This window comes from Kineothrix sp. MB12-C1 (assembly GCF_030863805.1).
Taxonomy (GTDB): domain Bacteria; phylum Bacillota; class Clostridia; order Lachnospirales; family Lachnospiraceae; genus Kineothrix.
Genome location: NZ_CP132957.1, coordinates 2,016,093 through 2,042,527, shown reverse-complemented (window position 1 = coordinate 2,042,527; position 26,435 = coordinate 2,016,093). Strand labels below are relative to the sequence as shown.

Below are 26,435 nucleotides of genomic sequence, written 5' to 3'. Positions count from 1 at the left end.
TTTACAACTTATCTGTTTCGCAATTACCTAATTTTTAATATTTATATAGATGACACTTCTTTCGCCACAAACACGCATACCGAACGTGGCATTATCCTTATCCTCCCGCAAGCTATCTCCGGCATGTCTTCCTCCGACCGGGGAATACCATCCGCAAGATACTTCAATCCGGTATCAGCAGCCACAAACCACCCCATATCGGCCGTTAAGCACGGCAGCCAGAATTCCTGCTCTTCCCAGAATACATTGATTGCCAAACATACTATATCATCTTTTTCATTTGTACTTCCCTGAGCACTTCTCCCCGCATAAACGATACGAAGTACCTTAAGATTCTCTTCCGGTTCCATCACTTGAATCTCCGGAAATTTTAAGGAACAATATCCGGAAAACTTCCGAACAACGTCATGTTTCTTTCTAAACTGAATCATATATTTAAAGAACTCATAAATATCTCTATTCTTCTCCAGCATATTCCAATTGAGCCATGAAACTTCATTATCCTGGCAATATGCATTATTATTTCCATACTGGGTATTGCCGAATTCATCTCCGGCCAGGAACATCGGTGTTCCGCGGCTTAACATAAGAACTGCTGCCGCATTTTTAATCATTTTTCTTCGGAGTGCGAGAATCTCGCAGTCTTCTGTCTCTCCTTCTGTCCCGCAGTTCCAACTTCTGTTGTCATCGCTTCCATCCGTATTGTTCCAACCGTTGGCTTCATTATGCTTCATATTGTAGGTATACAAGTCCCATAGTGTAAAACCATCGTGACAGGTCAAAAAGTTTACCGACGCGTTAGTACCTCTGAATTCGGGAAGATACAAATCTCTGGAGCCGGTGATCCGTTGCGCTGCAATATCCGCCATACCATAATCACCCTTTAAGAAATTACGCATATCATCCCGATATCTGCCATTCCACTCCGCCCAGCGATTCCATGCAGGGAAGCTGCCTACCTGATAAAGGCCTCCCGCATCCCACGCCTCGGCGATAAGCTTCACATTCCCAAGAATAGGATCGAAAGCCAAGCTTTGAAGCAGAGGCGGCTTACTCATCGGAGAACCGTCCTCGTTACGCCCTAGTATACTGGCTAAATCAAAACGAAATCCGTCTATATGGTATGCCGTTACCCAATACCGCAGGCATTCCAGTATCATCTGCTGCACGATAGGATGATTACAATTCAGCGTATTCCCACAGCCGCTGAAATTATAGTAATATCCTTCCGGGGTAAGCATATAGTAAATATTATTGTCGAATCCTTTAAAAGAAAAAAATGGTCCCTGCTCATTACCTTCTGCCGTATGGTTGAAAACCACATCTAGAAAGCATTCTATGCCATTGTCGTTCAATTCTTTTATAAGTTCCTTAAGCTCTGTACCCTCTCTGTTATACTCAATATTTCCCGCATAACTTGTATTCGGAGCAAAAAAACTGACAGTATTATATCCCCAGTAATTAACTAACGGCTTTCCATCTACTTCCCGGTAATCGGACATTTCATCGAATTCAAAGATAGGCATTAGCTCAACGGCATTTATTCCAAGTTCCTTCAAATAAGGTATCTTTTCTCTCAGACCCTCAAAAGTTCCCGGATATCTTACGCCTGAAGATTTATGAAAGGTAAATCCCCGGATGTGCATTTCATATATGACTAAATCTGCCATAGGTATTAAAGGCCGCCTATTGTTTCTCCAGTCAAAATCATCCTTTACTACGCGAGCCTTGTAGCAGACCGTCTCCTTTTTTTCCATCCCCCATACACTCTGTCCGGTAACCGCCTTTGCATATATATCTAACAAGCATTTATTTTTATTGAACAGCAATCCCTTTCGAGAATCATATGGCCCGTCCAGGCGATAAGCATACTCGAATTCCTCAATCTTCAGACCGAATACAATCATTGAGTATACTTTTCCTATCTTATAATTTTCAGGAAATCTCAGTACCGCATAAGGCTTCTCTTCCATTCTCTTAAACAATAGCAATTCACAGGAGGTAGCACCAAAAGAATGTACTGTAAAATTAACACCGCAGGGAATCGCTACTGCCCCGTTAATTTCATACATTCCGGGCCTCACATGAAAACCATCTATTACGTCCATCGGAACCATATGTATGTTGCTTAACGGAGAAATAATTTTATTTTTTTCCACTCTTATCCTCCAAACCTGATTGTTCGGTGAACAACGTTTAATAGATTCCGATAAACTCTTCTACCTCATCCTTTACAGGCATTACGCGCAGAGCACCCTTCCTCGTAGTAATGATTGATGCGGCAGCGTTCGCAAAAGTAAGCATCTCATCCAGCTTTTCTTCATCCAGATTATCGATACCATATTTCAATATATAGTGCAAACAACAACCACCGAAAGTATCTCCTGCACCTGTAGTCTCTATTGTTTTCTCCTGAACAAAAGCAAGCTTATCCACCTTGATATTCTTATAATATGCTCTGCTTCCATCTTTCCCCATAGAAAGTACGATTAAAGGAATATTATATTCCTTCTGAAGCTTCTCAATTCCTTTATCAAAATCTTCTTCTCCGGTGAACCACTGAATCTCATTATCGGAGATCTTCAAGAAATCACATTGTCCCAAACCATATGCTACCTGTTCTTTCGCCTCGTCCAAGCTATTCCAAAGGGGAGGTCGAAGATTAGGATCGAAAGAAATAAGAGAACCTTTTTCTTTTGCTTTTTTAATTGCTTTTTTCGTTGCCTTTCTTACTCCTTCATGGGTCATAGACAACGTTCCGAAATGGAAGATACTACAGTTTTCTATAAGATCTTCATTCAATTCCTCTTCTGTAAGCATCATATCTGCACCCGGATTGCGGTAGAAGGAAAAGTCCCTATCCCCATCTTCGAAAGTCTGTACAAAAGCAAGTGTAGTTCTTGATTCTTTATCCACAATAAGCCCTGCCGTATCGATACCCACTTCTTCCAGAACACCTTTCAACTTCGTTCCAAAGATATCTTCTCCAACCTTCCCTATAAAAGCGGTACGATTACCTAACTTCTGAAGCATAGCAAGCACGTTGCATGGAGCTCCGCCGGGATTTGCCTCAAATATAGTATTTCCCTGTTCACTAATTCCATTATCCGTAAAATCAATCAATAACTCTCCCAGCGCAACTACATCAAATTCCTTTTTCATTCTTCCTCTCCTTTATATTAAATAATTTATAAAAGTAGCTGTTCAGTACCTTCACAGTTACTTATAAAATACATTAAAAAGAACCATAAAACTCATTGTTTTTATTATATATCGACTTAAGAAATATTGAAATGCTTTTCATACATATTCTATAAATATTGCATAATTTTAATTAATAAATCAATAGGATCAATACTTTTATACTTCAATGTAACAAGATCTTTCCTATAGGATAAAAATATATAAAAGCAGATAACCCCCCTTTGAGGAAAGTTATCTGCTATTATATTAGAAATTAATATTTAAATGAAGTTTTACCGGTTCTGTTCCTGTTAATTCCACACTTTTTTCGTCCGGCTGGTTCATGGCTGCAAACAGAAGGTATCTATCTCCATCTATCAACCTTTCACCTTTTTCATTTACTACAGCGAAGCTACTTCTATCAATGAATATTCTTTGCTTTAATTTTTCACCTGCTTTTATATGAACCCTTCTAAAGGCACATAAAATTGGATTCTTAATAGCAAATAGGGATGTCATATTTTTCATGTAGACTTGGATAACATCATCCGTATCCACATATCCTTTATTTTCTGCTGTCACTTCTACCCAGATTCCATCCTCATCCAATTCCTTTAACTCAAGTCCTGTAACAACAATCTTTCCATAAGTTAACCCGAAACCGAAGGGGAACTGTGCTTTTCCTTCCATATAGCGGTAAGTTCTTCCCTTCATAGAATAATCTGTGAATTCCGGGAATCCATCCAGATTTTCATAGAAAGTTATAGGGAGCTTTCCGGAAGGTGAGACTTCACCGAATAAAATCTCAGCAACGCTCTTTCCTCCCCTGGCGCCAGGATACCATAACTGTAGTACCGCATTGAAATGTTCCGCGGGGAATCCTATATCGATGGCACTCCCTGACATTAAGCAAAAGATAACAGGCTTTCCTGTCTTTTGTACCGCTTCCATCAAATCCCTCTGAGGCTTTGGCAACTGTAAGTCTATTTTATCACCGGAAGCATAACTATTTCCAGTATCCCCTTCTTCTCCTTCCAAAGTCTCATCTAAACCAAGGCAAAGGATAACCACGTCACTATGCTCTGCTACGATCTGAGCTTCCGCTATTCTATCTTTATCAAAGGCCAGATTCTCTGTTTTTTCTTTCCAAAGGTGGCAGCCTTCCGAATATAAAACACGGGCACTATCTTTTACATATTCCTGTATTCCCTCCAATACTGTAATATACCTGGAAGAAGTCCCATGATAATTACCGATTAATGCCGTTCTGTTATTTGCATTAGGCCCGATAACTCCGATTGTTCGATACTTATCCACAGACAGAGGTAATATCCCATCATTTTTCAACAATACAACACTTTCTTTTGTCGTTTTATCCGCCAGATCCAGATGTTCTTCACATTCCACTTTCTCATAAGGAATATGATCAAACTCCGAATTATCGAAAAGTCCCAACAAATATCGGGTAGTAAATAAACGAACTGCCGATTGTGTGATCGCTTCCTCTGTCACAAGTCCATCCTGAAGGGCATTCAATAAATGGAGATAAGTAATACCGCAATTCAAATCACATCCCGCATTCAGAGCCATAGCTGCAGACTCTTTTGCAGAAGAGGTTACCATATGAAACTCATGGAAATCACGAAGTGCCCAACAGTCGGAAACGAAATGTCCGTCAAATTTCCATTTTCCGCGTAAAATATCTCTGATCAACGTATTGCTTCCACAACAAGGTTCCCCATTTACCCGGTTATAAGCCCCCATTACGGATTCTACTTCCCCTTCCTTAACGAGTGCTTCAAAAGCGGGAAGATAGGTTTCCTCCATATCCTTTGGCGTTGCCTGCGCATCGAACTCGTGCCGTAAAGCCTCGGGGCCCGAATGTACCGCATAATGTTTTGCACATGCTGCTGCCTTCATAGTTTCTCCATCTCCCTGTAATCCTTTTACAAAAGATACTCCTAACCTGGACGTAAGAAATGGGTCTTCCCCATATGTTTCATGACCTCTTCCCCATCTGGGGTCACGGAAAATATTCACATTAGGTGACCAGAATGTGAGACCTTTATAAATATCCCTATCACCATGAGCGGAATATTCATTATATTTTGCTCTGCCTTCCGTCGCTATACAATCTGCAATCTCACGAATTAAATTTTCATCGAAGGTAGCTGCCATTCCAATTGCCTGAGCAAAAATAGTAGCTGTACCGGCACGCGCCACGCCGTGTAATGCCTCACCCCACCAGTTATAAGCAGGAACATTCAATCTCGGAATCGCAGGTGCATCATATCTCAATTGCCCCGCGCGTTCTTCCACCGTCATCTGATCAACCAACTTCTCTGCCCTTTTTCTCGCTTCCTCTCTTGTCATCCTTATCCCCATCCTTTCAGCGTAACTGTATTTATTATTTTCATTCTTCATTTCTCAATTTTCAATTTTTTCATCTATTCACTTTATAGCCTTATTAACCTTACGATAACACACTATTTTTTCTCTTTCTTTCGAATAATTGCTCTCTAACTATCAATTATTGCTAATTTTATACTGACCAAATTACTTATACTGCTAATTTATATTATAATTATTATGTATTTAACGCATGGTTTATAAATAACAATTATTTTTACTTTTATATATTTACTTTTTTACTGTCTATTGTTAGTATTTTAATAAATATTCTAACTATTCAGCTTTATATTTTAGCAATAATTGATTTCTAATAATTGATATAAACACATTTTAAAAATACTATTAAACTATATAATGTCTTGGATAAATAAAAAGAAAAGGATATGAGGATATGATTGAGAACCTAAAAGGAATTTTTGAAATTGTTAATTTCAGAGAAAATACAAACCTTACACTTTATGATAATATTGCACATGAAGACTATCCTCCTCATTGGCATACCCCTCTGGAAATTATTATGCCTATAGAGAATATATATACTGTCACCTGTACTGAACAAACCTTTGTCCTTCAGGAAAATGATATCATTCTAATATGCCCTTACACCCTTCATGCATTACATGCGCCTGTAAAGGGGCGTAGGATTATCTTTCAACCGGATATCTCAATACTCAAAGAGATACGTGATTTGGAGACCGTACTTTCCGTTATATCTCCTGTTTTTCTTATTACTCCGGAAAAATATCCGGAAATCCATCCCCAAATTAGAACTTTACTTATAGAAATCATGGATGAATATGAGAAAAATACTCCCTTAGCGGAAGCCGCTATTTATAGTAAATTTCTTTCTATTATAATTCTAATAGGACGTACCTATACCGAAAATATAAAAAACTTCGATATTACCAATCATAAGCAACAACAATATGCTGAGAAATTCATATATATCTGTAATTACATAAGTGCCCACTGTACAGATAACCTTTCTCTCGACGATATGGCAAGTATAGCGGGATTTTCCAAGTTTCACTTTACAAGGCTCTTTAAGCAGTTTACTAATGTCTCTTTTTATAAATATCTGAATCAAAAAAGAATTGCTACAGCAGAGAAACTATTGGCAAATCCCGAATATACAATTACTGATGTTGCACTGAATTCTGGATTTTCAAGTGTGTCTTCTTTTATTCGAATGTTTAAAATCATTAAAAATTGTACTCCTACTGAGTTTCGTAGTATGCATACGGTTATGTAAAGATCATCGGTTTATAAAATGGAATAAAACTTATATTTTATATTAGCAAAATGGAACTGTCATACATCTTCAATCAATTGGGTAAATTAGAATGTTACTAGCGCGACTGATTGTCGTACAGAATACCGGCCGCTGATTTGCAGCCGGCAATAGAATGTTAGAATTATTCGAACTATTTATTTCTCAATATAATATATTTCTGATACATCTCTTCAAAGAAAGTGCGGTCTTGCGTCAATCTGAAAATTTGCTCCGACTCGCCTGCCTCGGTCATATGGCGAATCAATTGCAGCATTTCCTCCTGACCTTCTTCTCGACCTTCCACGCAACCCTCTGCTCGGCCCTCTGCTCGGCCTTCTTCTCGGCCTTCTTCTCTCCCCTCTAATAGCCCCTCTTTATGCGCTTCTTTTCTTGCTTCTTCGCATGCCTCTTCACATACAGCTCTCGCCGAATCCTGGATAAACTCTTCAATTGTCATATACTGTCCCTCCCATTCCCGGTTTCTTTTCACTGCCGTTACTCGGTGATGCAGATGCTCAATTGTTTGATCCTGAAGCTCCTTCACAGATTCGTCGGTACTATCTTCCAGATACTTTAGAAAATTCACAAGTACATCCGGCACTTCTTCCGCATTCTTTCCCTTAGTGTTTAGGAAAATCTTAGTCGTTTCATCGCCTAATGGAAACCCTCGTTCCAGACAGCGATTTTCAAACGTATAACGGTATAGTCCTAGTCCAAAAGGATCAAACGCGCAGATAAAGATAACATAATTGGGATGCAGTTCACTAAAATCATCGCCCGGCTTAAGGGAAGAAATATCCATCTGAGCCTGATAATAGCGGCTACGCTTAACAATATTCCTATTATTGTCATTTTACATCTCCAGATTATAATCCACTTGCGTCTCATCGCCGGCATATACATCCAGACGTACACTCCTAAAATCCGAACTCAATAAGATGCTATGTTCCGCATGTACTTTGACCTTAGATATGGGACGCTCTAAAATAAGCTCCAATACCATGCGGCAGGTCTCATCATCCTGCATGACTATAGCAAACAAAAAAGCACTGCTTAAATCTAATTCCTGAAATTTCTTCAATGTCATATATTCTCCTTTAAGATGTATGACGTTGAATCCATTTTGCCTTTAATTTTATTATAGAGGGTGCTAGAACGATTTACAATGCTTTTATATCCGGGATAATTGTTTTATTTTTAAAGTTCTCATCACTAAATCAGTATTTTATTATCTTTATTAAGAATCCTATTTCACTCTCTTTGATATAACTAGATATCTTCCATCCGTAGTATGATAAGAGCAAGTAGATAGGGTTAGTAACTGCTCTCCATACTTTACCTGCGTCTCCGTTTTATTCAATGATTTTCTACGAATTTCTTTTATAAAACTATTGAATTGATTCTCATCACCAAAATTAATAGGAAAATAGTTCCCCACATCATAGGTATCTTCCGCATTAATAGGAAAGGCGGCTATCACTTCATATTCCTGCACTTCATCCAATGTATATAAAAGTATTATCCCATGTTCCTTCCAAAAATTTTCCTCTTGATAGGATATAATATCGGAGAACATAGAGCCATTTTTCATATTGTGTCCATGTACAATAATATTATCTGACTGGGGCGAAAGAGAACACTCTGCATCGATAAAAGGTACTCCAGACATGGAGTATTTCTGAGCAAAGTTCCTATGTAAGTAATATTCTGCATCCTTGGGTGTATACATAACCGGATAATCAATTTTTGTATCAGGTATCATCACCCATCCGGCAATATCTCCATTTTCTTCTTGCAGCCTTGCAATATTAATAACTCGTCCCTTTTCCATGCCAATAGAATCAGAGGAGGGATCCTCTATGATATCCCCTCCTCTGTCCTCAGCCATCTCAATCAACCTACTGAATTCTCCGGAGTCGTAGGATAGAGAGCCAAAATAAAATGCAAGACTCAAACATCCTACAACAATAACTGTGCAGAGAATTCCTATTGACAGGTTAATTATTTTTTCTTTTTTATTTCTATTATTTATTTTGTTTTTACTGAACTTTTTTTGATTAGTCATAATAATAATTTGAATGCTTTTTCTTATATATAATTAGAGCTACTAAGCCTGCAATCGCTATCAATATAATGGAAATAATCGGTATAAACGGCATACTATCTCCCGTCTTAGCAATAGCAGATGCGGAAAGTGTAACTCCGTTCTCATCCACATATGAATATGTACCATCGGCATTTTGTACTTTTTTATAAATTCCGATTATATTACCGTCATCATCCACTATTATAATTCTTTCAGGGCTGTTCTCGTTGTTAGGGTCAGGTACCTCACCTATCTTGAACTTAGCAAGCTCAGAAGATTTATTAGGAGTCTTATCATCCGGATCCTCATTGCTACTGCCGCCCGAAGATTTAACATTCTTCGTATTCGTAAAGTGAGCCACACTAGCCGTCTCATGGGAGATAGTTCCAATCTCTCCGGTAAATGTCGTTACATATCCTTCGGAAGAATAATCCATTTCCTCCACCATATAAATAGTACCTTCAAGAATTCCTTCGATTTCAATAGATTGATCATGAGCGAGTTTAATAATATCGCCGCTCTTAATCGTTCCATCTTCTACACCATTTCCTATGTATGGATAAGATCCATCTTTGTTAAACGTAACAATGAACTCGAATTCCTTATTTTTATCTCCCTTATTACCTGCTACTGTTTTACTAATGGAAAGAGTACCTAAGTTTCTGGTATTGGTGAAGGAAGCTCTACTCGTAATACCATCAAGTATTGTTCCTGTATCACCTTCTTTTTTCATAACGTAACCATCTTCGCTATAATCCTTCTCCTTAACCGTATATTTAATTCCTTCCGGAATATCATAAATGGTAATTGACTGCCCATCCGCCAACTCTATAGTATCACCACTTGTTATCGTTCCATCAGATATTCCCTTTCCGATATAGTCAAAAGATTTATTCGTTCCATCGAAGGTTACTGTGAATTCGAATTTCTTATTCTTATCTCCGCCATTTCCATCTACAATTTTTTCAATAGTGAGTTTTCCTACTTCTCTTGCATTATTAAAGATGGCAATGATTGGATTACTTTTGTTGGCAGGTCCTACGCTTCCTTCAGCATTAGTTTTTGTAGTAATATAACCCTCTGCCGAATAATCATGTTCTGATACTTTATAAAATGTATTTTCCGGTAAATCTTCAATGGATATATATTGCCCTGCTTTCAGTTTAATGGTATCTCCTGTGCTTATTGTTCCATCACTAATTCCACCATATCCTTTATATGCCAAGTTAGTATAAGAGAATAGATTACTGGGATTCGTATTAGAAAGCTCAATTGGGAATTCAAATTCTCTATCTTCTTCCGCACCAGATCCTGATACAGTTTTTCTAATAATTAATCCACCAATATTTTTCGTATTGAAAAATAGTACTCTTTCTGTATTATCCACTATAATAGTTCCTTTATTACTTCCTCCACTTACCGTAGATACATAACCATCAGAAGTATAATCGTCTTCTATTACTGTGTACTTACTATCTTTTGGTAAATCGAAAATCTTGAATTCTTCCTTACTAGATATTTCAAAAAAATCACTGCTTTTAATTTTTCCTGTTTCAAGGGTTCTTCCATACTTATCCAATAAATTATATGAATATTCGGACGTATCTTCTATCACATCAGAACTATCCCTTAATATAAATTGGAATCTAAACTTCTTATCTACATCTACATCATTACCAAGCACTTCTTTTTCTATTAAAAGACTTCCTACAATACCTTTTTTATAATTTTTAATATCAATATTACTAGTTACAGAACCATCAATACTCGTTACAGGCTTTCCAAGAACTTTTTCTACATGTACCTTGTATTCTCTGTCAGAAATATTATATTCATTACCGACTACTTCTATTTCTTTTAATATATAATCTCCATCAGGCAGTGCTTTCATAGTAAGAATTCCGTTAGAATTAGTAATTCCTTCCCTTATTACCACTCCGCTTGTAGAATACAATATAAATTTTACACCTGGCAAAGGTAAATCAGTACTTCCATCCGTCTTTGTAATTTCAAACCATCCGCTTCTTTCAAAAATAGCACCTGATGTATAACTTGCAATACTAAAGCTTTGGAATGTAGATAATGGATTCACACTAGATGAAATAAATTCTACTGTATTATGTATATTAGATCCATCTCCCGTTATATCCGTATAATAGACTAAACGATAAGATTTATCTTTCTCCGGTGGATAAAAATAAAGAGTTCTACTTGCATTGTCATAATTTATAATATCTTTATCAGGAAGCAGTAATGCAGAACCTTCCTCATACTTACCATCATTTTTTAGTGTTAATTCAACAACTCTTATATTTTCTGTTCCATCTGCTTCTTTTATTACTAACTGACCATTTGCATCTGTTCTTAAATCAATACCTACATCAAGTATATCTTTAATATAAGAATTAGGATAATCAATTTCATATGGTCTGTAATCTATTGTCCATATTAAATAATCTTGTCCTTCAAAACTTCTATTGACATCTTTTGTTATAATAGAATTTTCAATAATAACATCTGTATCATCATTTACTGGAACTGTCACTTTATCATTATCTATAAGTTCTATTTTATTATTTTCTGTATAATCCTTAATTTCACTCAAATAATCTTTAACTGTATCTTCTGTAGGCCCTGCTTTTACTAATATGATATAACTTTTAGTAAGGTTCTTAAAATCAAAAGTCATTTCTTGTCCAAAAGCATCAGAAGCTGTGGCAGTAGGTTGAGGTGTTTCTTCTAAAATAGAAGAATAATCGGATATATAATTTTTTATAGAACCATTAATTTCATAAAGTAAGAAATCACTATTTCCATTAATCTTTTCAAATTCCCATCCCTTCGGAAGACTATCTTTTATTTTATAATTTCCTATTATTTCTCCTATTATTGCAGTATCTCCATTCGTAATATCAATACCATTAGGATTCACACGGATACGGTAAATAACAGATTTGTCTATGTAATCATAACTATCTTCCCCTCCTTCTGTTTTATCCACCAAAGAGGATATACTCGCATCCGATACATCACTAGCTTCCGATACTTTTTTTGCATCTTCTCTATTCAATATATCTTTATTCAGCATATTACTTGAAATTTGATAGCTACTCCCACTTTCATTTAATTCAATATCATTTGAAAGTAGATGAGCTCTATTATATATATTATTTCTATCATTAGATGCATAAAAGTTAGGGTTTGTAACAATCGTCTTATAAGTAAAATTATGTACTTTTGTATGATCAATACTAATACCACCAACCCCAGTCACTACTAATAAATCTGCAACCGCCACTCCACCTATCGTAAGGGTATGTATTTTATACTCTAGATCTGTACTTCCCATATTGAAGGAAGTCGTATCTATTTTTTGATTGTAATGACGGGTAATATTTTTCAAGGTAGTTTCAGATACATCATTCAAATTACCTTCATTACCTATTTTTGAACCCACCATATCAATATTATCAATATCTATGGATGTACCATATACCAATAAATCAAGAACTCTTAATCCTCCCCCTAATTCCTGTTTCTTTGTATCTACAGTAACATTCCAAGTCATTTTATGATTCTGTACATCATAGGTTCCTGCAGACTTTCTAATACTTGGTACACCTATCGTAACACCATAATTATTAGATACTATTCCACCTGGTTTTTCCGTGCCTCTTATTGTAGCACTATTATTATAAGGAATTTCTTTATTGGCATTGGCTACATTCGTAACTCTTGTTACTATTTCTACTTTATATTTTCCGGAAATATTTCCTAAACCAATTGTAAGTTTTGTTTTATCATCTAAGGACGTCGGAACTACAGTATGGGATACATCTTCATTATAATCTGTACCATCGTGTTTCTTCACTGTAGCACTTACATAGGATAACCCACTTTGAAGAGTATCATCCAAATAAGCATCTGACATCTTTCCTTCAATATATATTGTCCATTTTATTTGTCTATCAGATGGGTCATATGTTTCACTTTCATCCAATCCAGTTCCAACAACTAAACCTTCTTTTTCTATCCACTTTAATATAAAAGAAGCATTTCCTGTAGCAGTAGATACAACATTTACACCTTTTTTAATATATGCCGTGTTACCGACTGTTACATTACCATTTTCATAATACTTATTTTCAGGTATATTAGTCTGGAAATGAATATACCTAGTACCTATCCATTCTTCATCTGCAGGTGTATCTCCGGTAAATGTATAAGATAATTCTTTACTTACAGTATCATAAGTTTCTCCAGATGATACCACTATATTTGTACCTTCTTTATCTGTAGTGATTTTAAATTGATTATTATATGATCCACCATTTGTATCTGTTAATATATCAGAAAAAGTATAGCCATCTAAACTTCCATCATCTATAACACCATCATCATTAACTCCACCTGTTCTATTGGCATTTACTCTTACTACCCAATTAATTACCCCATTAACTATATCAGCTTTTCCTTCTTTTAAAGAAGTTATTTCTGTTTTTTTGGCAGGAAGAATTAACTTAAATTGTTTATCATATATGGTAACATCTAATTCTTTATCACTTTCATCTTCATTATCCCCATCAAATTTTAGCCTCATACTAAAATTTGCACCTACATTCTTTATACCCTTGTCATCTACCGTATCGGTAAAAGTAACTTTTGCTTTTTGTTTACTATCTAAAGGATCCGTTATAATTTCTAAATCGGCTACCTTATCTCCTTCATAATATAATTCAGCTTGAACACTTCCCATTAATTTAAATGATTCAGGAAGAGGAATATATGCAAAATCTCCTGATTTTATATATAGACTTTCATCAACATCAGTTTCAAAATCACCAGTTACAGGAAAAATAAAAGATACATTAACGTCTATTTCCTTTTTAGGATCTAGCCCTGTTGAAGAAGTAATTTCTACATTATCCTGCTTAATAATTGCTATTATATCATCAAGAAGATCAGATTTATCAATTCCAACACCGAACGGAATTATAATTCCCCCTCCCAAAATATCAAAACTTCCCATCAAAAGTTCATCATCCACTTCATCCATAATATCATCTTCTATAATATCATCTTCTATAATATCTGATACTTCTTCTCCCAGCATTTCATCCTCTATACTGGAATCTGTTCCTTCTTCCACTTTAGAAGAATTCTTATCGGAAGTCCCTTCTGTCTTATCTTTTTCTTCCGAGCCTAAATCTTCAGAATCTATTTCCTCTTCATCCGATACTTTTTCTTCCGAAACTTCTTCTATAACAGAATCTGTTTCTTCCTGAACTTTTATTTCATTGCTAGAAACACTAACCTCTGATGCATATGCTGTCGATACATTAGAAGTCAAAGTACCATTCGTACTTAACAACACAAATAAAAGTAACCAGGATATTCCTTTTAAAATTCGTTTTTTCCTACTTACATTAAAGGGGTTCATGTTTTTACTTTTCTCCTTCTCTTTAGAATTTTACTTTTTTACTTTTTATGTAATTTACGAAAGGAATAGATAAATAAATAACTATTCCTAGTATCAGTGTTAATTATATAAAATTACGAAAAATAAATCTTGAAAAAAAATGCAAAAATTCTTAATTTTTTAATCATCTGGGAGAAAATATTCATTACATTTAATATATTTTTTAAATTATACAACAAATTAATTTCTTTTTATGTTAAAATGTTAAGTAATATGGTATTGTAATAATTTTTTTAAGAAAGAGTGAATGCAAATGAAGATTGGTTTCCTTTTAAAAGAACTTATTATTATTGCTAAAAAACAAAAGACAGATTTTGCTTTATATATGAATATGACCCCTAGTGGCTTAAGTAAAATCCTTTCTGAAAAAGGATTTCCTGTTATGAAAGAGAGAAAAATATTTACAAAACAAGCATCCGATTATTTTGCTGAAGCAATTTACGCTCCCGGATGCTATTGGAAATTTGAAAATATCTTTCCTGTTATTTATGATTTTGAATCAAAGGATGACTTACAATCCTTTTTATCTTATGCCATTGAATATGCCTTAGATAATACTTTTACAGAAGAAAATAATATTAATTTGGATTACTCTGAGAGAGGATATTTCTATTTAGGAAGAAGACCTGTCATTAGTTTACTATGTATTACTTTATCTAATTTCATAGTGAACAATCTCAATGAACCTTTAGAAATATATTTTTCCGCGCCCTTATCCGACTCTTCATACTATAGGCTATTTCAAAAGATTAAATTTGTCGGATATGCTAAATTTAAAAATATTACATTGAATTATTTCTTTAACAAAGAGATCTTAAATGATAGTAATAAAATTTATTTAAATGATCTTATTTTACTTATTTCCAAACTTCAGAAATATTTTCGTATCAATTTATGGGAATCTATTTCTTCTACCTCATACTTCTTATTTTTAAAGGGATATATTTTATTAACTTTTGATTTACAGATTAATGGAACTCCGGTTCTAATTCCTATTCATCATAAGAGCTATTTAGCGATTTTTTATAATTCACTTATACAAAGAGAAATCAAAAAAATAAGTTATAGTCGGGAAGAAATTATTCACCTTTTGGAAGAAAATCCTGAAAGATTCAATAATTTATTAGAACAAGGAGTAGATAGTGTATTCAATTTCGTATCTATCGGATATTTATTAAATAAAAAGGAATTAGATGCTGCAACGAACAATTCTCTCGTTTCTGAAACCATATGGAAATTATTTTGTAGTATTCTTTCAGAAAAAACTATATTTGCAGTTTCTATCGCCGCTATGGAGAAATTTGTTTCTTTTGGAAAAGTAATTGCCCCATTAATTGGTCCTGTTTATTTTCCTTCTAATGAACGTATTTCTTACCTTCAAAGACTCGATTCTTATTTAGATGATGGGAATCATAGTAAAATAAAGATTATAAATAGTGATTTATCCAATATTGCAATGTTTTGTTTCCAAGATTTTAGTATTGTTTATATGATTAATGATACCTATGAAAATGAAATATTCCATGTTTTTAGAACAGATAAAATAAAAACTCTATTTTATGATGAATATATTAAGGATGATAAGGTATCTTCTGTAGACTTTTCTGAGGACTTATGGAAAGCTTATCAAAAAGGATTAATAAATATTGATTTATCATAGAAATACTAAAAATAAAAACGCAGTTCTCATCTTTAATCTTTACGATGAGAACTGCGTCTTTTATATACCTTAGCCGCAAGCGGCCGCAGTATGTTTTTTGCACACTAGCTTTGCTCGGCGCAGGAAGTTATCCACATTTTTCGTTTTTTTCTACCTTTTTTGTGAATTATTCTTCTATTTCTTCCACCGGAAGAGTTACTTCCTCTTCTTCGATCACCGGATGTCTTTCTTCCTCAGGAATGTCTTCCAAAGCATCCTCCAGATTTTCGAATTCCTGATTTCCATTTGATACTTTTTCCCTTACTTTAGCAATTCTTGCTACCTTGACACCATCATCCAAATTAATCATTCTCACACCGGAAGTAATTCTTCCTAAAGTGGATATATCATCCATGCGAAGCTGAATAATAATACCGAGTGTAGTGATCATCATAATTTCATGATCATCATCGACTGCTTTTACACCTACTACATATCCGGTCTTTTCGGTAATCTTATAACATTTTACTCCTTTACCGCCGCGTTTTTGTACGGTGAATTCTTCCAAATAAGTACGTTTACCCATTCCGTTCTCAGATACGATAAGAAGAGAATCTCCCTGATGATCTAACTGCATTCCAACAATTTCATCTCTATCAATAAGATTCATACCGATAACGCCCATAGAAGCTCTTCCGGTAGCTCTTACATCGGTCTCTTTAAAGCGAATACAAATACCTTGTCTTGTAACGAGGAAGATTTCTGTATTTTTATCGGTTATTTTAACTTCTATTAATTCATCATCTTCACGAAGGTTAATAGCTGCAAGTCCATTCTTTCTCACATTACTATACTCCATAATATGAGTCTTTTTAACAATGCCCTTCTTCGTTACCATAAATAAGTTTTTATCTTCTTCATAATCTTTTACCGGTATAATAGCGGATATCTTCTCTCCGGGAGTAAGCTGTAATAAATTAATAATTGCTGTTCCCCTGGCAGTTCTTCCTGCTTCCGGTATTTCATAAGCTTTCAGACGGTATACACGTCCATAATTAGTAAAGAACATGATATAATGATGGGTCGTAGTCATAAGAAGGTCTTCTATGAAGTCTTCTTCTATCGTCTGCATCCCTTTAATACCTTTACCGCCTCTGTTCTGGCTCTTGAAGTTATCAATGGTCATACGCTTAATATAGCCTAAGCTCGTCATGGCAATAACTGTATTATCCTTAGGAATCAAATCCTCCATATTAATATCATATACATCAAAGCCTATCACACTTCTTCTTTCATCACCATACTTCTCAGAAATTATGGATATTTCCTCCCTAATCACACCGAGCAACAATTTTCTATCAGCAAGAATTGCACGAAGTGCTGCTATTTTTTCTAACAGTTCTTTATGTTCATTCTCTATTTTATCTCTTTCTAATCCGGTTAATGTACGGAGTCTCATATCTACAATAGCTTGAGCTTGTGCATCGGAAAGCCCGAAACGTTCTATCAATCTCTGTTTCGCTATTTGTACATTATTACTACTCCTAATAATACTAATTACTTCATCGATGTGATCGAGAGCAATTAACAAACCTTGTAAGATATGATCGCGTTCTTCCGCTTTATTTAAATCATATTTCGTTCTTCTTGTAACTACTTCTTCCTGATGTGCAAGATAATTCGTAAGCATATCTAGAATATTCATTACTTTCGGTTCATTATTAACGAGAGCAAGCATAATAATGCCGAAAGTATCCTGCATCTGTGTATGCTTATAAAGCTGATTCATAATAACGTTAGCATTCGCATCTCTTCGTAATTCAATAACGATACGCATACCTTCTCTATCAGATTCATCACGAAGATCGGTAATACCATCTATTTTCTTTAACTTTACGAGCTCTGCAATTTTAAGAATAAGATTCGCTTTGTTCACCATATACGGAAGTTCCGTTACGATGATTCTACTCTTTCCATTGGGAAGTGTCTCGATATCTGTCACTGCGCGGACCCTTACTTTACCGCGGCCGGTACGGTATGCTTCTTCACTGCCCCTCGTTCCAAGAATAATACCTCCCGTAGGAAAGTCAGGAGCTTTGATAATAGAAAGAATCTCTTCGATATCCGTATCTCTGTCTTCTTCCACTCTATTATCTATTATTTTAACAACTGAATCGATCACCTCTCGTAAATTGTGAGGTGGAATGTTAGTTGCCATACCGACAGCAATACCTGTAGTACCATTCACAAGTAGATTCGGATAACGGCTGGGAAGTACAGCCGGTTCCCTCTCTGTCTCATCGAAGTTAGGGATGAAATCTACCGTATCTTTATTAATATCGGCAAGAAGCTCCATGGAAATCTTAGAAAGCCTCGCTTCCGTATAACGCATCGCCGCTGCACCATCTCCATCCACAGAACCGAAGTTACCATGACCATCTACGAGCGGATAACGAGTAGACCAAGGCTGTGCCATATTTACGAGAGCACCATAGATAGAACTATCTCCGTGAGGATGATATTTACCCATCGTATCTCCGACAATACGTGCGCTCTTTCTATGAGGCTTATCAGGGCCATTATTTAATTCTATCATGGAATACAGCACTCTTCGCTGCACCGGTTTCAAACCATCTCTTACATCTGGAAGTGCACGAGAGGCGATAACGCTCATCGCATAATCAATATAAGAGGTCTCCATCGTCTTTTTCAGGTCAACATCATGAACTTTATCAAAGACTGTGTCCTTAACATTATCTTCCATTTTCTATAATCTCCATTTCGTAATCGCGACTTACTAAATATCGAGGTTTTTCACGAACTTAGCATTTTCTTCAATAAATTCCCGCCGCGGCTCTACTTTATCACCCATCAATGTTGTGAAAGTCAGGTCAATTTCCGATTCCGCTTCCTCATCTATCGTAACGCGAAGAAGAACTCTTCTTTCAGGATCCATCGTTGTCTCCCATAACTGTTCAGGGTCCATCTCGCCAAGTCCTTTATAACGCTGAATCTTATTATTCTGATCTCTGCCTACTTCTTGAAGAATAGTATCCAGCTCATCATCACTGTAAGCATACCAGACCTTCTTATTCTTCTCCAGTTTATAAAGAGGGGGTTGTGCCAGATACACATAGCCTCCCTTGATTAAGTCAGGCATAAAACGATAAAGGAACGTTAAAAGTAAGGTGGAAATATGTGCACCATCCACATCCGCATCCGTCATAATAATAATCTTATGATAACGTAACTTACTAATATCAAAATCTTCATGGATACCGGTACCGAAAGCAGTAATCATCGCTTTAATTTCCGCATTGGCATATATTTTATCTAACCTCGCTTTTTCCACATTCAATATTTTACCGCGAAGCGGTAAAATTGCCTGTGTCGCACGGCTTCTGGCAGTTTTAGCACTACCGCCGGCGGAATCTCCTTCGACGATATATATCTCACAATTTACCGGATCTTTATCCGAACAATCTGCTAACTTTCCGGGAAGGCTCATTCCTTCCAAAGCTGTTTTTCTTCTCGTCAGATCCCTCGCTTTTCTTGCCGCATCGCGAGCGCGCTGAGCCAAAATCGATTTTTCACATATAATTTTGGCAACGTTAGGATTCTGCTCCAGGAAATAAGTGAGCTGCTCACTGACAATATTATCGACAGCACCTCTTGCCTCGCTATTCCCAAGCTTCTGCTTCGTTTGTCCTTCAAACTGAGGATCTTCTATTTTCACACTGACAATAGCTGTTAATCCTTCTCTTATATCCTCACCGGATAAATTAGTTTCATTTTCCTTAAGTAATCTGTTATTTCTTGCATAATCATTAAGGGTCTTAGTAAGGGCATTACGGAAACCAATTAAATGAGTTCCGCCCTCCGGTGTATTAATATTATTAACGAAGCTATAAGAACTTTCCATATAAGAATCATTGTGCTGCATCGCTACTTCTACATATACACCATTTTTATTACCTTCAAAATACATAATACTGCTATACAAAGGAGTTTTACTCCTATTTAAATAACTAACGAATTCCTTAATACCACCTTCATAGTGGAATTCTTTAACGATCGGTTTCTCTTCTTCCCCCACTCTCATATCAGTAAGGATAATTCTAAGATCCTTTGTAAGGAATGCCATCTCTCTTAAACGTTGTTTCAATACATCGAATTCATAAGCAGTAGTTTCTTGGAAAATAGTAGAGTCAGGCTTGAATGTAACCTTCGTTCCACTCTTTTCTTCAGGGCATTCTCCTATTTCCTTAAGGGGATAACATACGTGTCCTCTTTCATAACGTTGCTTATACTGTTTACCATTTTGGCATATTTCCACTTCCAGCCAATCAGAAAGAGCGTTTACAACAGAAGCTCCTACTCCGTGAAGGCCGCCGGAAACTTTATATCCTCCACCGCCGAATTTACCACCAGCATGAAGAATCGTAAATGCCACCTCTACTGCCGGAATTCCTGCTTTGTGATTAATGCCTACAGGAATACCACGTCCATTATCGGTAACCGTTACCGAATTATCCTCATTAATAATAACTTCTATCTTATCGCAAAATCCCGCAAGAGCCTCATCCACGGCATTATCCACGATTTCGTATACCAAATGATGAAGTCCCCTTGAAGAGGTACTTCCAATATACATACCAGGTCTTTTCCTTACTGCTTCAAGACCCTCTAATATTTGAATTTGGTCTGCTCCGTAATCATTTTGATTGCTCATTTTATAAATATGCTCCTTTCACAACTTCAGCCATTTAATCTTGAACGCTTCCCTTCACTATCCGGAATACTTTGTCGATTTCGAATCTATTGTTGACGAATTCATCCAATCCGGTACAGGTAATAATCGTCTGTATATCGCCAATGCTGCCAAGAAGGTAATTTTGTCTGTTGCTGTCAAGCTCCGATAATACATCATCAAGAAGAAGTATCGGAGTATCTTTTGTTATTTTTTTTACTAATTCTATTTCGGATAATTTAAGAGATAGAGCTGCTGTCCTTTGCTGCCCTTGAGAACCGAATTTACGAATATCTATGTTATCTACAAGAAAACAAAAATCATCCCTATGGGGCCCTATCGATGTTTGTTTAAGACGTATATCCTTTTCCTGGCTACTTTTCATCATTCTTGCAAAATCATCAATTTCCACATCTGGCTCATATTTGATTAAAATTTCTTCTCTTTCTCCAGATAACTTTTTATGTATTCCATAGATAATTTCATTTAATTGTTCTACGAAAATACGGCGTCGTTCTATAATCTTACTTCCAAAGGATACTAACTGGGAATCCCAGATATTTAAAGTCTCCTTTAGTTCCGGATTAAAATACATATCCTTTAGAAGTTTATTCCTCTGATTTACAATTTTATTATAATGATTCAAATTATAGAGATAGAAATTATCCAACTGACAAAGTTCCATATCTACAAATCTTCTTCTTTCAGCCGGCCCATTCTTAATAATGCTTAGATCCTCAGGAGAAAAAAAGACAACATTTAATAAACCGAGAAGATCGGCAGCCTTTTTAATCTTCTGCCCATCAATTGCTATACCTTTTGATTTACTTTTACGAAGATGAATATCTACTTTATATTCCATACCCTGTTTCTCAACATAGGTTCTTATATGAGATTCTTCCGAATCGAAATTAACAATATCCTTGTCTTTACTTCCTTTGTGGGATTTTGTAGTTGCGGATAGATAAATGGCTTCCAATACGTTGGTTTTTCCCTGAGCATTATCGCCATACAGGATATTTGTTCCTTCACTGAACTTTAAATCCAGAAAATCATAATTTCTGAAATTCATCAGTTCCAACGATTTAATAATCATGATTACACCTTGTTTTCCAAATACAAAAATATACTTCCGTATAACTTTATTTCTGTATTAAAATCTTTTTTCCATCAAATTCCACAACATCTTTATCGTATAGCTTCTTCCCTCTTTGGAATTCAGGCTGTCCATTCACCTTTACATATCCATCCAAAATAACTTCTTTTGCTTCTACTCCGGATTCTACATAACCTGCAGCCTTTAATGCCTGGCCAAGTTTGATATATTCATCTCTTAATTTTATTATTTCCATGTTTTCCCTTATATTTCAAAATACAGCTTTGAAATTGTTTTTTATTTAAAATTTAAAAAATTTATTAATAATCATTAATTAACCGTAGTAAAGTTAACAGGAAGAATCAGATAAGTATATTTTTCTTCCGCATCGCGAATAAAACAAGGTGCTTTAGGATTTACAAGGTAAATATCGATTTCTTCATCATCTATTACCCTTAGCGCATCGATTAAAAATTTAGGATTGAAACCGATCATAATATCCTTACCCTTTTTATCGATATCAATTTCTTCATTCATACTTCCTACAGCGGAATTGATTTTCAGTTCCATAACTTCATCAGTCATATTAATAATAATCGGCTTCTTATCCCCTTCTTTTACAAGAAGAGTTGCCCTATCGATACAATTTAAAAATTCCTTTTTATTAATTCTTACTTTCGTCTCATAATCACTGGAAAGCATTTGATCAATTTTAAAATATTCTCCTTCAATCAAGCGTGAAACCACCGTAGTCCTGTCGAATTCAAATACTATATGCTTATCGGTAAAGAAAATATGTACGTCTTTATCCATATCCCCCGATAATATTTTACTTATTTCATTCAATGTCTTGCCGGGAACAACAACTTTCTTAGGCATATAAAAGTTCTTAAGACCTATTTTTCTTATAGAGATTCTATGTCCGTCTAAAGATACTACTTTTAAGATATCTTCATTAATCTCAAATAATTCACCTGTCATCAATTTATTGCTGTCATTATCTGAAATTGAGAAGATTGTCTGTCTGATCACTTCCTTCAAAGTAAACTGGGTAACAAGAATAGAATCTATTTTTTCGATAGAAGGTAAGTAAGAAAAATCATCTCCCGGTTTTCCAATAATATTAAATTTCGCCTTTTCACAAGTAATTGTTGTCTTATAAGAAGCATCCGTTACGATTGTAATATCATTATCAGGAAGCTTTCTTACAATTTCCAGGAAAATCTTCGCATCCAAGGCAATAATACCCTTTTCTACTATATCCCCTTCGATCAATGTCTCTATGCCAAGTTCCATATCGTTGGCTATTAGTTTGATGTTCCCTCCCCTTGCATCAATTAATATACATTCAAGGATGGACATAGTCGTTTTATTGGGGACTGCTTTTGATACGATTTGTACTCCTGTAAGAAGATTTGATTTTGAACAAACTAATTTCATTTGTGTATAACTTCCTTTCTGAAAATAAAAAAGTTTGAGGATGTGCAGAGCTTATAAATATATAAAGAATTCAGTAATATAATTAGTAATAGATGTTGATATGTGTATAACCTTATCTATTATACTATTTTTCAGGGAAAAAAGAAATCATAATATATGTGAAAAACTAAATATAACTTTGGGATAACCTATGAATTATTCACATAGCACTTTTAATTCATTAATATTCCTTTTTAAGTCCTATAAGGTATCAACATATTAACCACATAATAATAAACATTCCATTGTGGAAAATTTCAATATTAAAACCTTAAGATGGATTGATTTTTTTCTTAATGATTTCCACTTTATTTTTAAGTTCTTCGTTATTATTAAGTTCCTCTGTTATTTTATTTACTCCGTGAATAATTGTCGTGTGATCCTTTTTACCGAGTATCTTTCCTATATTCTGATAAGATATATCTGTCATGGAACGGCAAAGATACATAACGACCTGTCTCGGCTCTACGAATTCAGAATTACGCTTCTTGGAAGTAATATCATCAGGATGAACTCCAAAGTGTTCTGACACGATATTAATAATAAGAGAGGGACTTATTTCTTTTGGCTTGTCAGGATATATAATATCCTTTAATGCTTCTTCCGCTATTTCTAAAGTAATTTCTACATTATTAAGCTTAGAGAAAGCTATGATTTTATTAAAGGCCCCTTCTAATTCTCTAATATTTGATTTAATATTAGTCGCTATATATTTGAATATTTCATTATCTACTTCCTTATTGTAACTTTCTGCGTTTTTCTTAAGAATTGCCATTCGTGTCTCATAATCAGGCGGTTGAATATCTGAAATCAATCCCCATTCGAAACGGGAACGGAATCGTTCTTCTAAGGTTTCCATTTCTTTGGGCGGTTTGTCCGAGGAAAGAATGATCTGTTTACCGGAAGAGTGAAGTACATTGAAGGTATGGAAGAATTCTTCCTGCGTGCTTTCTTTTCCTATAATAAACTGAACGTCATCGATAAGTAAAATATCTACCGTACGATATTTCTCTCTTAACTTAGTCATGGCTGCCGCATTACCGCTTCGAATAGATTCAATTACTTCATTGGTAAATTGTTCTGAAGTAACGTAGAGAACCTTCATGTTCGGATTTTGATTCAAAATAAAGTGGCCAATTGAGTGCATCAAGTGAGTTTTACCAAGTCCGGCTCCCCCGTATAAGTAGAGAGGATTATAAGCTTCGCCTGGAGATTCGGCTACTGCGAGAGAAGCTGAATGAGCAAATTTATTATTATTTCCTACTACGAAGGTATCGAATCGGTACTTTGGATTAAGATTGGCTTTCTCATAATTAATATTATACTGGGGTTTCAAGGCCATAGAATCTTCTAATTCATCGATATCCTTTTCTAATATGAAGGAGATATCATATTCATGGTCCATCATCTCAGTAATAGTAACTTGAAAGTAACTTTTATATTTATTTGTAATGTAACTTAAGGCGTGAGCCTGGTCAGAAGGAATCAAAATGGTAACCACATCGTTATCTACTCCGTAGAAATTAAGATTGGCTACCCATGTATTGTAAGAAATATTTGAAAGATCATATTCCTTTTTTATCGTTTGTTTGATTAATTCCCAATTTTCTTTAATAGAATCCATGCAATGCCTCCGATTTTGTAAAATACAGCATAAGTATATGTAAAGCGAAAATACCTCATTTACATCTTAATATAAATAATATAAAATTTCAAATGGTTAATTTTATAAACCAATTTATACACATAATGTGGATAGTAAAGGGGATTTCTTGTTGATAATGAAAATGAGGATAAAGGTAAAAGTTAAAAATGGAATAGATATGTGTATAACTGAATTAATAATTATAAACAGAAGAAGAGCCAGTAAATGAAAAGGGATTCTAGAATTTGTTCACACTATTTTCACATGTTATAAATTAGTTATCCACAAGTTATGCACAAAGTGTGGATAGCTTATTATGTAGAAAAATAAAAAATAAGATATGTGTATAATTTTTTTTGATATCTATATTTAGTGGTTTACTCTTCATCGAAATAACAATATGTAGTTTTAGTGAAAATCACGATTTTTCCAGGCTTTTTTAGGTATTTTTAATTTATTAAATTTATTCGTATTCACTTGACGGGAACTTGTTTATCTTATATAATCGTAATGATATTTTCCCAATGTATTATACATTTGTATTATACATCTGTATTAGCACATGCATTTGTAATATATAAAAATTCGTTTACCTTATATTTATATATAAAGGTCAAAAAGGAGGTGCACTGTATTATGAAAATGACATTTCAGCCTAAAAACAGACAGAGAAAGAAAGTTCATGGATTTAGATCCAGAATGAGTACTCCGGGTGGAAGAAGCGTTCTGGCAGCCAGAAGAGCAAAAGGAAGAAAGAGATTGTCAGCATAGGCCGCAGTTTTGTGGCCTTTTTTCTCTTGTGGAAAAAAGATGAGATTTTCGGAATCATTAAAGAAAAATAACGACTTCAAGAAAGTTTATAAAAATGGCAAATCTTATGCTAATAAGTATTTGGTAATGTATGTGTTGGAAAATAATAAAGAAATGAACAGACTTGGATTGTCGGTAAGTAAAAAAGTCGGAAACAGTGTTGTGCGCCATCGGGTGACAAGATTGTTGCGCGAAAGTTACAGACTACATGAAAATATATTTAATAGTGGTTTAGATATAGTAGTCGTTGCAAGAAACAATGCGGCTTCAGCTTCTTATGCTGAGATAGAGAGCGCATTATTACATCTCGGAAAGCTTCATCATATATTTGGAAGCTTAATTTGATAATTGGTATGAAAAAGTTATTAATTTATATGATTGAGTTCTATAGAAAATATATTTCTCCCATGAAAAGTACAAAATGCCCTTATTTTCCCACCTGTTCGGAATATGGTCTGGAGGCAGTCCGTAAACACGGCGCTTTCAAAGGTGGGCTTTTATCATTATGGAGAGTTTTAAGGTGCAATCCTTTTTCAAAGGGAGGGTATGATCCGGTTCCATAGAATATTTACTAAAAATCTAT

At 35.0% G+C, this 26,435-nt stretch carries 18 protein-coding genes; 5 read left to right on the top strand and 13 right to left on the bottom strand.

The features are described from left to right. Positions 1-41: 41 nt before the first annotated feature. The 3 genes from RBB56_RS09460 to RBB56_RS09450 form a co-directional block, all read right to left on the bottom strand. Entirely contained in the window at positions 42-2,117 is a 2,076-nt protein-coding gene (locus RBB56_RS09460; RefSeq protein ID WP_306722122.1) for a glycogen debranching protein, read from the bottom strand. 79 nt (positions 2,118-2,196) lie between these two features. Further along, positions 2,197-3,162, bottom strand: coding sequence for a PfkB family carbohydrate kinase (locus tag RBB56_RS09455; RefSeq protein WP_306718607.1), 966 nt, complete (start codon positions 3,160-3,162; stop codon positions 2,197-2,199). Positions 3,163-3,450: 288 nt separating this feature from the next. Beyond that, positions 3,451-5,556 (bottom strand): glycoside hydrolase family 3 C-terminal domain-containing protein, encoded by a 2,106-nt coding sequence (locus tag RBB56_RS09450; protein ID WP_306722121.1) that lies wholly within the window; start codon positions 5,554-5,556, stop codon positions 3,451-3,453. 430 nt (positions 5,557-5,986) lie between these two features. Here RBB56_RS09450 and RBB56_RS09445 point away from each other — a divergent pair, with 430 nt between their 5' ends. Next, positions 5,987-6,847 carry a helix-turn-helix domain-containing protein gene (locus tag RBB56_RS09445; protein ID WP_306718606.1) on the top strand — a complete coding sequence of 287 codons (861 nt, stop codon included), beginning with the start codon at positions 5,987-5,989 and terminating at the stop codon, positions 6,845-6,847. A 172-nt stretch (positions 6,848-7,019) separates the two neighbouring features. Here RBB56_RS09445 and RBB56_RS09440 read toward each other — a convergent pair whose 3' ends face one another. The 4 genes from RBB56_RS09440 to RBB56_RS09425 all read right to left on the bottom strand — a co-directional run bounded on the left by RBB56_RS09440 (position 7,020) and on the right by RBB56_RS09425 (position 14,394). Next, on the bottom strand, positions 7,020-7,670 hold the full coding sequence (locus RBB56_RS09440) for a hypothetical protein (RefSeq protein WP_306718605.1): 651 nt from the start codon (positions 7,668-7,670) through the stop codon (positions 7,020-7,022). A gap of 51 nt (positions 7,671-7,721) precedes the next feature. Further along, positions 7,722-7,955, bottom strand: a complete 234-nt coding sequence (locus RBB56_RS09435; RefSeq protein ID WP_306718604.1) for a hypothetical protein — start codon at positions 7,953-7,955, stop codon at positions 7,722-7,724. Between the two features lie 159 nt (positions 7,956-8,114). Beyond that, entirely contained in the window at positions 8,115-8,933 is an 819-nt protein-coding gene (gene srtB / locus RBB56_RS09430; RefSeq protein ID WP_306718603.1) for a class B sortase, read from the bottom strand. Next, complete coding sequence (locus tag RBB56_RS09425) at positions 8,926-14,394, bottom strand: DUF7601 domain-containing protein (protein ID WP_306718602.1); 5,469 nt, start codon at positions 14,392-14,394, stop codon at positions 8,926-8,928. Before RBB56_RS09425 ends, srtB begins: the two co-directional genes overlap by 8 nt. A 292-nt stretch (positions 14,395-14,686) precedes the next feature. Between RBB56_RS09425 and RBB56_RS09420 the strand changes: the two genes are divergently transcribed. Then, positions 14,687-16,093, top strand: coding sequence for a hypothetical protein (locus RBB56_RS09420; protein WP_306718601.1), 1,407 nt, complete (start codon positions 14,687-14,689; stop codon positions 16,091-16,093). 166 nt (positions 16,094-16,259) lie between these two features. On the opposite strand, the gene gyrA is transcribed toward RBB56_RS09420, so the two are convergent. The 6 genes from gyrA to dnaA form a co-directional block, all read right to left on the bottom strand. Beyond that, a complete protein-coding gene (gene gyrA, locus RBB56_RS09415; protein WP_306718600.1) occupies positions 16,260-18,836 on the bottom strand; it encodes a DNA gyrase subunit A in 2,577 nt (858 codons plus the stop codon). Between the two features lie 33 nt (positions 18,837-18,869). Further along, a complete protein-coding gene (gyrB, locus tag RBB56_RS09410; protein ID WP_306718599.1) occupies positions 18,870-20,804 on the bottom strand; it encodes a DNA topoisomerase (ATP-hydrolyzing) subunit B in 1,935 nt (644 codons plus the stop codon). Between the two features lie 34 nt (positions 20,805-20,838). Then, the gene (recF, locus tag RBB56_RS09405; RefSeq protein ID WP_306718598.1) at positions 20,839-21,918 is read right to left on the bottom strand and encodes a DNA replication/repair protein RecF; all 1,080 of its coding nucleotides are present in this window, start codon (positions 21,916-21,918) and stop codon (positions 20,839-20,841) included. Between the two features lie 46 nt (positions 21,919-21,964). Next, complete coding sequence (locus RBB56_RS09400; protein WP_306718597.1) at positions 21,965-22,174, bottom strand: RNA-binding S4 domain-containing protein; 210 nt, start codon at positions 22,172-22,174, stop codon at positions 21,965-21,967. Positions 22,175-22,248: 74 nt separating this feature from the next. Beyond that, positions 22,249-23,358 carry a DNA polymerase III subunit beta gene (gene dnaN / locus RBB56_RS09395; protein WP_306718596.1) on the bottom strand — a complete coding sequence of 370 codons (1,110 nt, stop codon included), beginning with the start codon at positions 23,356-23,358 and terminating at the stop codon, positions 22,249-22,251. Between the two features lie 310 nt (positions 23,359-23,668). After that, complete coding sequence (gene dnaA, locus RBB56_RS09390) at positions 23,669-25,021, bottom strand: chromosomal replication initiator protein DnaA (RefSeq protein WP_306718595.1); 1,353 nt, start codon at positions 25,019-25,021, stop codon at positions 23,669-23,671. 657 nt (positions 25,022-25,678) lie between these two features. Between dnaA and rpmH the strand changes: the two genes are divergently transcribed. The 3 genes from rpmH to yidD are packed head-to-tail and all read left to right on the top strand — an operon-like array spanning position 25,679 to position 26,415. Further along, complete coding sequence (gene rpmH, locus RBB56_RS09385; RefSeq protein WP_306718594.1) at positions 25,679-25,813, top strand: 50S ribosomal protein L34; 135 nt, start codon at positions 25,679-25,681, stop codon at positions 25,811-25,813. A 39-nt stretch (positions 25,814-25,852) separates the two neighbouring features. Then, positions 25,853-26,197 carry a ribonuclease P protein component gene (gene rnpA / locus RBB56_RS09380; RefSeq protein WP_306718593.1) on the top strand — a complete coding sequence of 115 codons (345 nt, stop codon included), beginning with the start codon at positions 25,853-25,855 and terminating at the stop codon, positions 26,195-26,197. Positions 26,198-26,205: 8 nt separating this feature from the next. After that, complete coding sequence (yidD, locus tag RBB56_RS09375) at positions 26,206-26,415, top strand: membrane protein insertion efficiency factor YidD (protein ID WP_306718592.1); 210 nt, start codon at positions 26,206-26,208, stop codon at positions 26,413-26,415. Positions 26,416-26,435 lie beyond the last annotated feature (20 nt).

Bases quoted from the DNA above. Each gene is read 5' to 3' on its own strand.
- RBB56_RS09460 (WP_306722122.1), bottom strand. From the start codon at position 2,117: ATGGTTCCGATGGACGTAATAGATGGTTTTCATGTGAGGCCCGGAATG.
- RBB56_RS09455 (WP_306718607.1), bottom strand. From the start codon at position 3,162: ATGAAAAAGGAATTTGATGTAGTTGCGCTGGGAGAGTTATTGATTGAT.
- RBB56_RS09450 (WP_306722121.1), bottom strand. From the start codon at position 5,556: ATGACAAGAGAGGAAGCGAGAAAAAGGGCAGAGAAGTTGGTTGATCAG.
- RBB56_RS09445 (WP_306718606.1), top strand. From the start codon at position 5,987: ATGATTGAGAACCTAAAAGGAATTTTTGAAATTGTTAATTTCAGAGAA.
- RBB56_RS09440 (WP_306718605.1), bottom strand. From the start codon at position 7,670: ATGGATATTTCTTCCCTTAAGCCGGGCGATGATTTTAGTGAACTGCAT.
- RBB56_RS09435 (WP_306718604.1), bottom strand. From the start codon at position 7,955: ATGACATTGAAGAAATTTCAGGAATTAGATTTAAGCAGTGCTTTTTTG.
- srtB (WP_306718603.1), bottom strand. From the start codon at position 8,933: ATGACTAATCAAAAAAAGTTCAGTAAAAACAAAATAAATAATAGAAAT.
- RBB56_RS09425 (WP_306718602.1), bottom strand. From the start codon at position 14,394: ATGAACCCCTTTAATGTAAGTAGGAAAAAACGAATTTTAAAAGGAATA.
- RBB56_RS09420 (WP_306718601.1), top strand. From the start codon at position 14,687: ATGAAGATTGGTTTCCTTTTAAAAGAACTTATTATTATTGCTAAAAAA.
- gyrA (WP_306718600.1), bottom strand. From the start codon at position 18,836: ATGGAAGATAATGTTAAGGACACAGTCTTTGATAAAGTTCATGATGTT.
- gyrB (WP_306718599.1), bottom strand. From the start codon at position 20,804: ATGAGCAATCAAAATGATTACGGAGCAGACCAAATTCAAATATTAGAG.
- recF (WP_306718598.1), bottom strand. From the start codon at position 21,918: ATGATTATTAAATCGTTGGAACTGATGAATTTCAGAAATTATGATTTT.
- RBB56_RS09400 (WP_306718597.1), bottom strand. From the start codon at position 22,174: ATGGAAATAATAAAATTAAGAGATGAATATATCAAACTTGGCCAGGCA.
- dnaN (WP_306718596.1), bottom strand. From the start codon at position 23,358: ATGAAATTAGTTTGTTCAAAATCAAATCTTCTTACAGGAGTACAAATC.
- dnaA (WP_306718595.1), bottom strand. From the start codon at position 25,021: ATGGATTCTATTAAAGAAAATTGGGAATTAATCAAACAAACGATAAAA.
- rpmH (WP_306718594.1), top strand. From the start codon at position 25,679: ATGAAAATGACATTTCAGCCTAAAAACAGACAGAGAAAGAAAGTTCAT.
- rnpA (WP_306718593.1), top strand. From the start codon at position 25,853: ATGAGATTTTCGGAATCATTAAAGAAAAATAACGACTTCAAGAAAGTT.
- yidD (WP_306718592.1), top strand. From the start codon at position 26,206: ATGAAAAAGTTATTAATTTATATGATTGAGTTCTATAGAAAATATATT.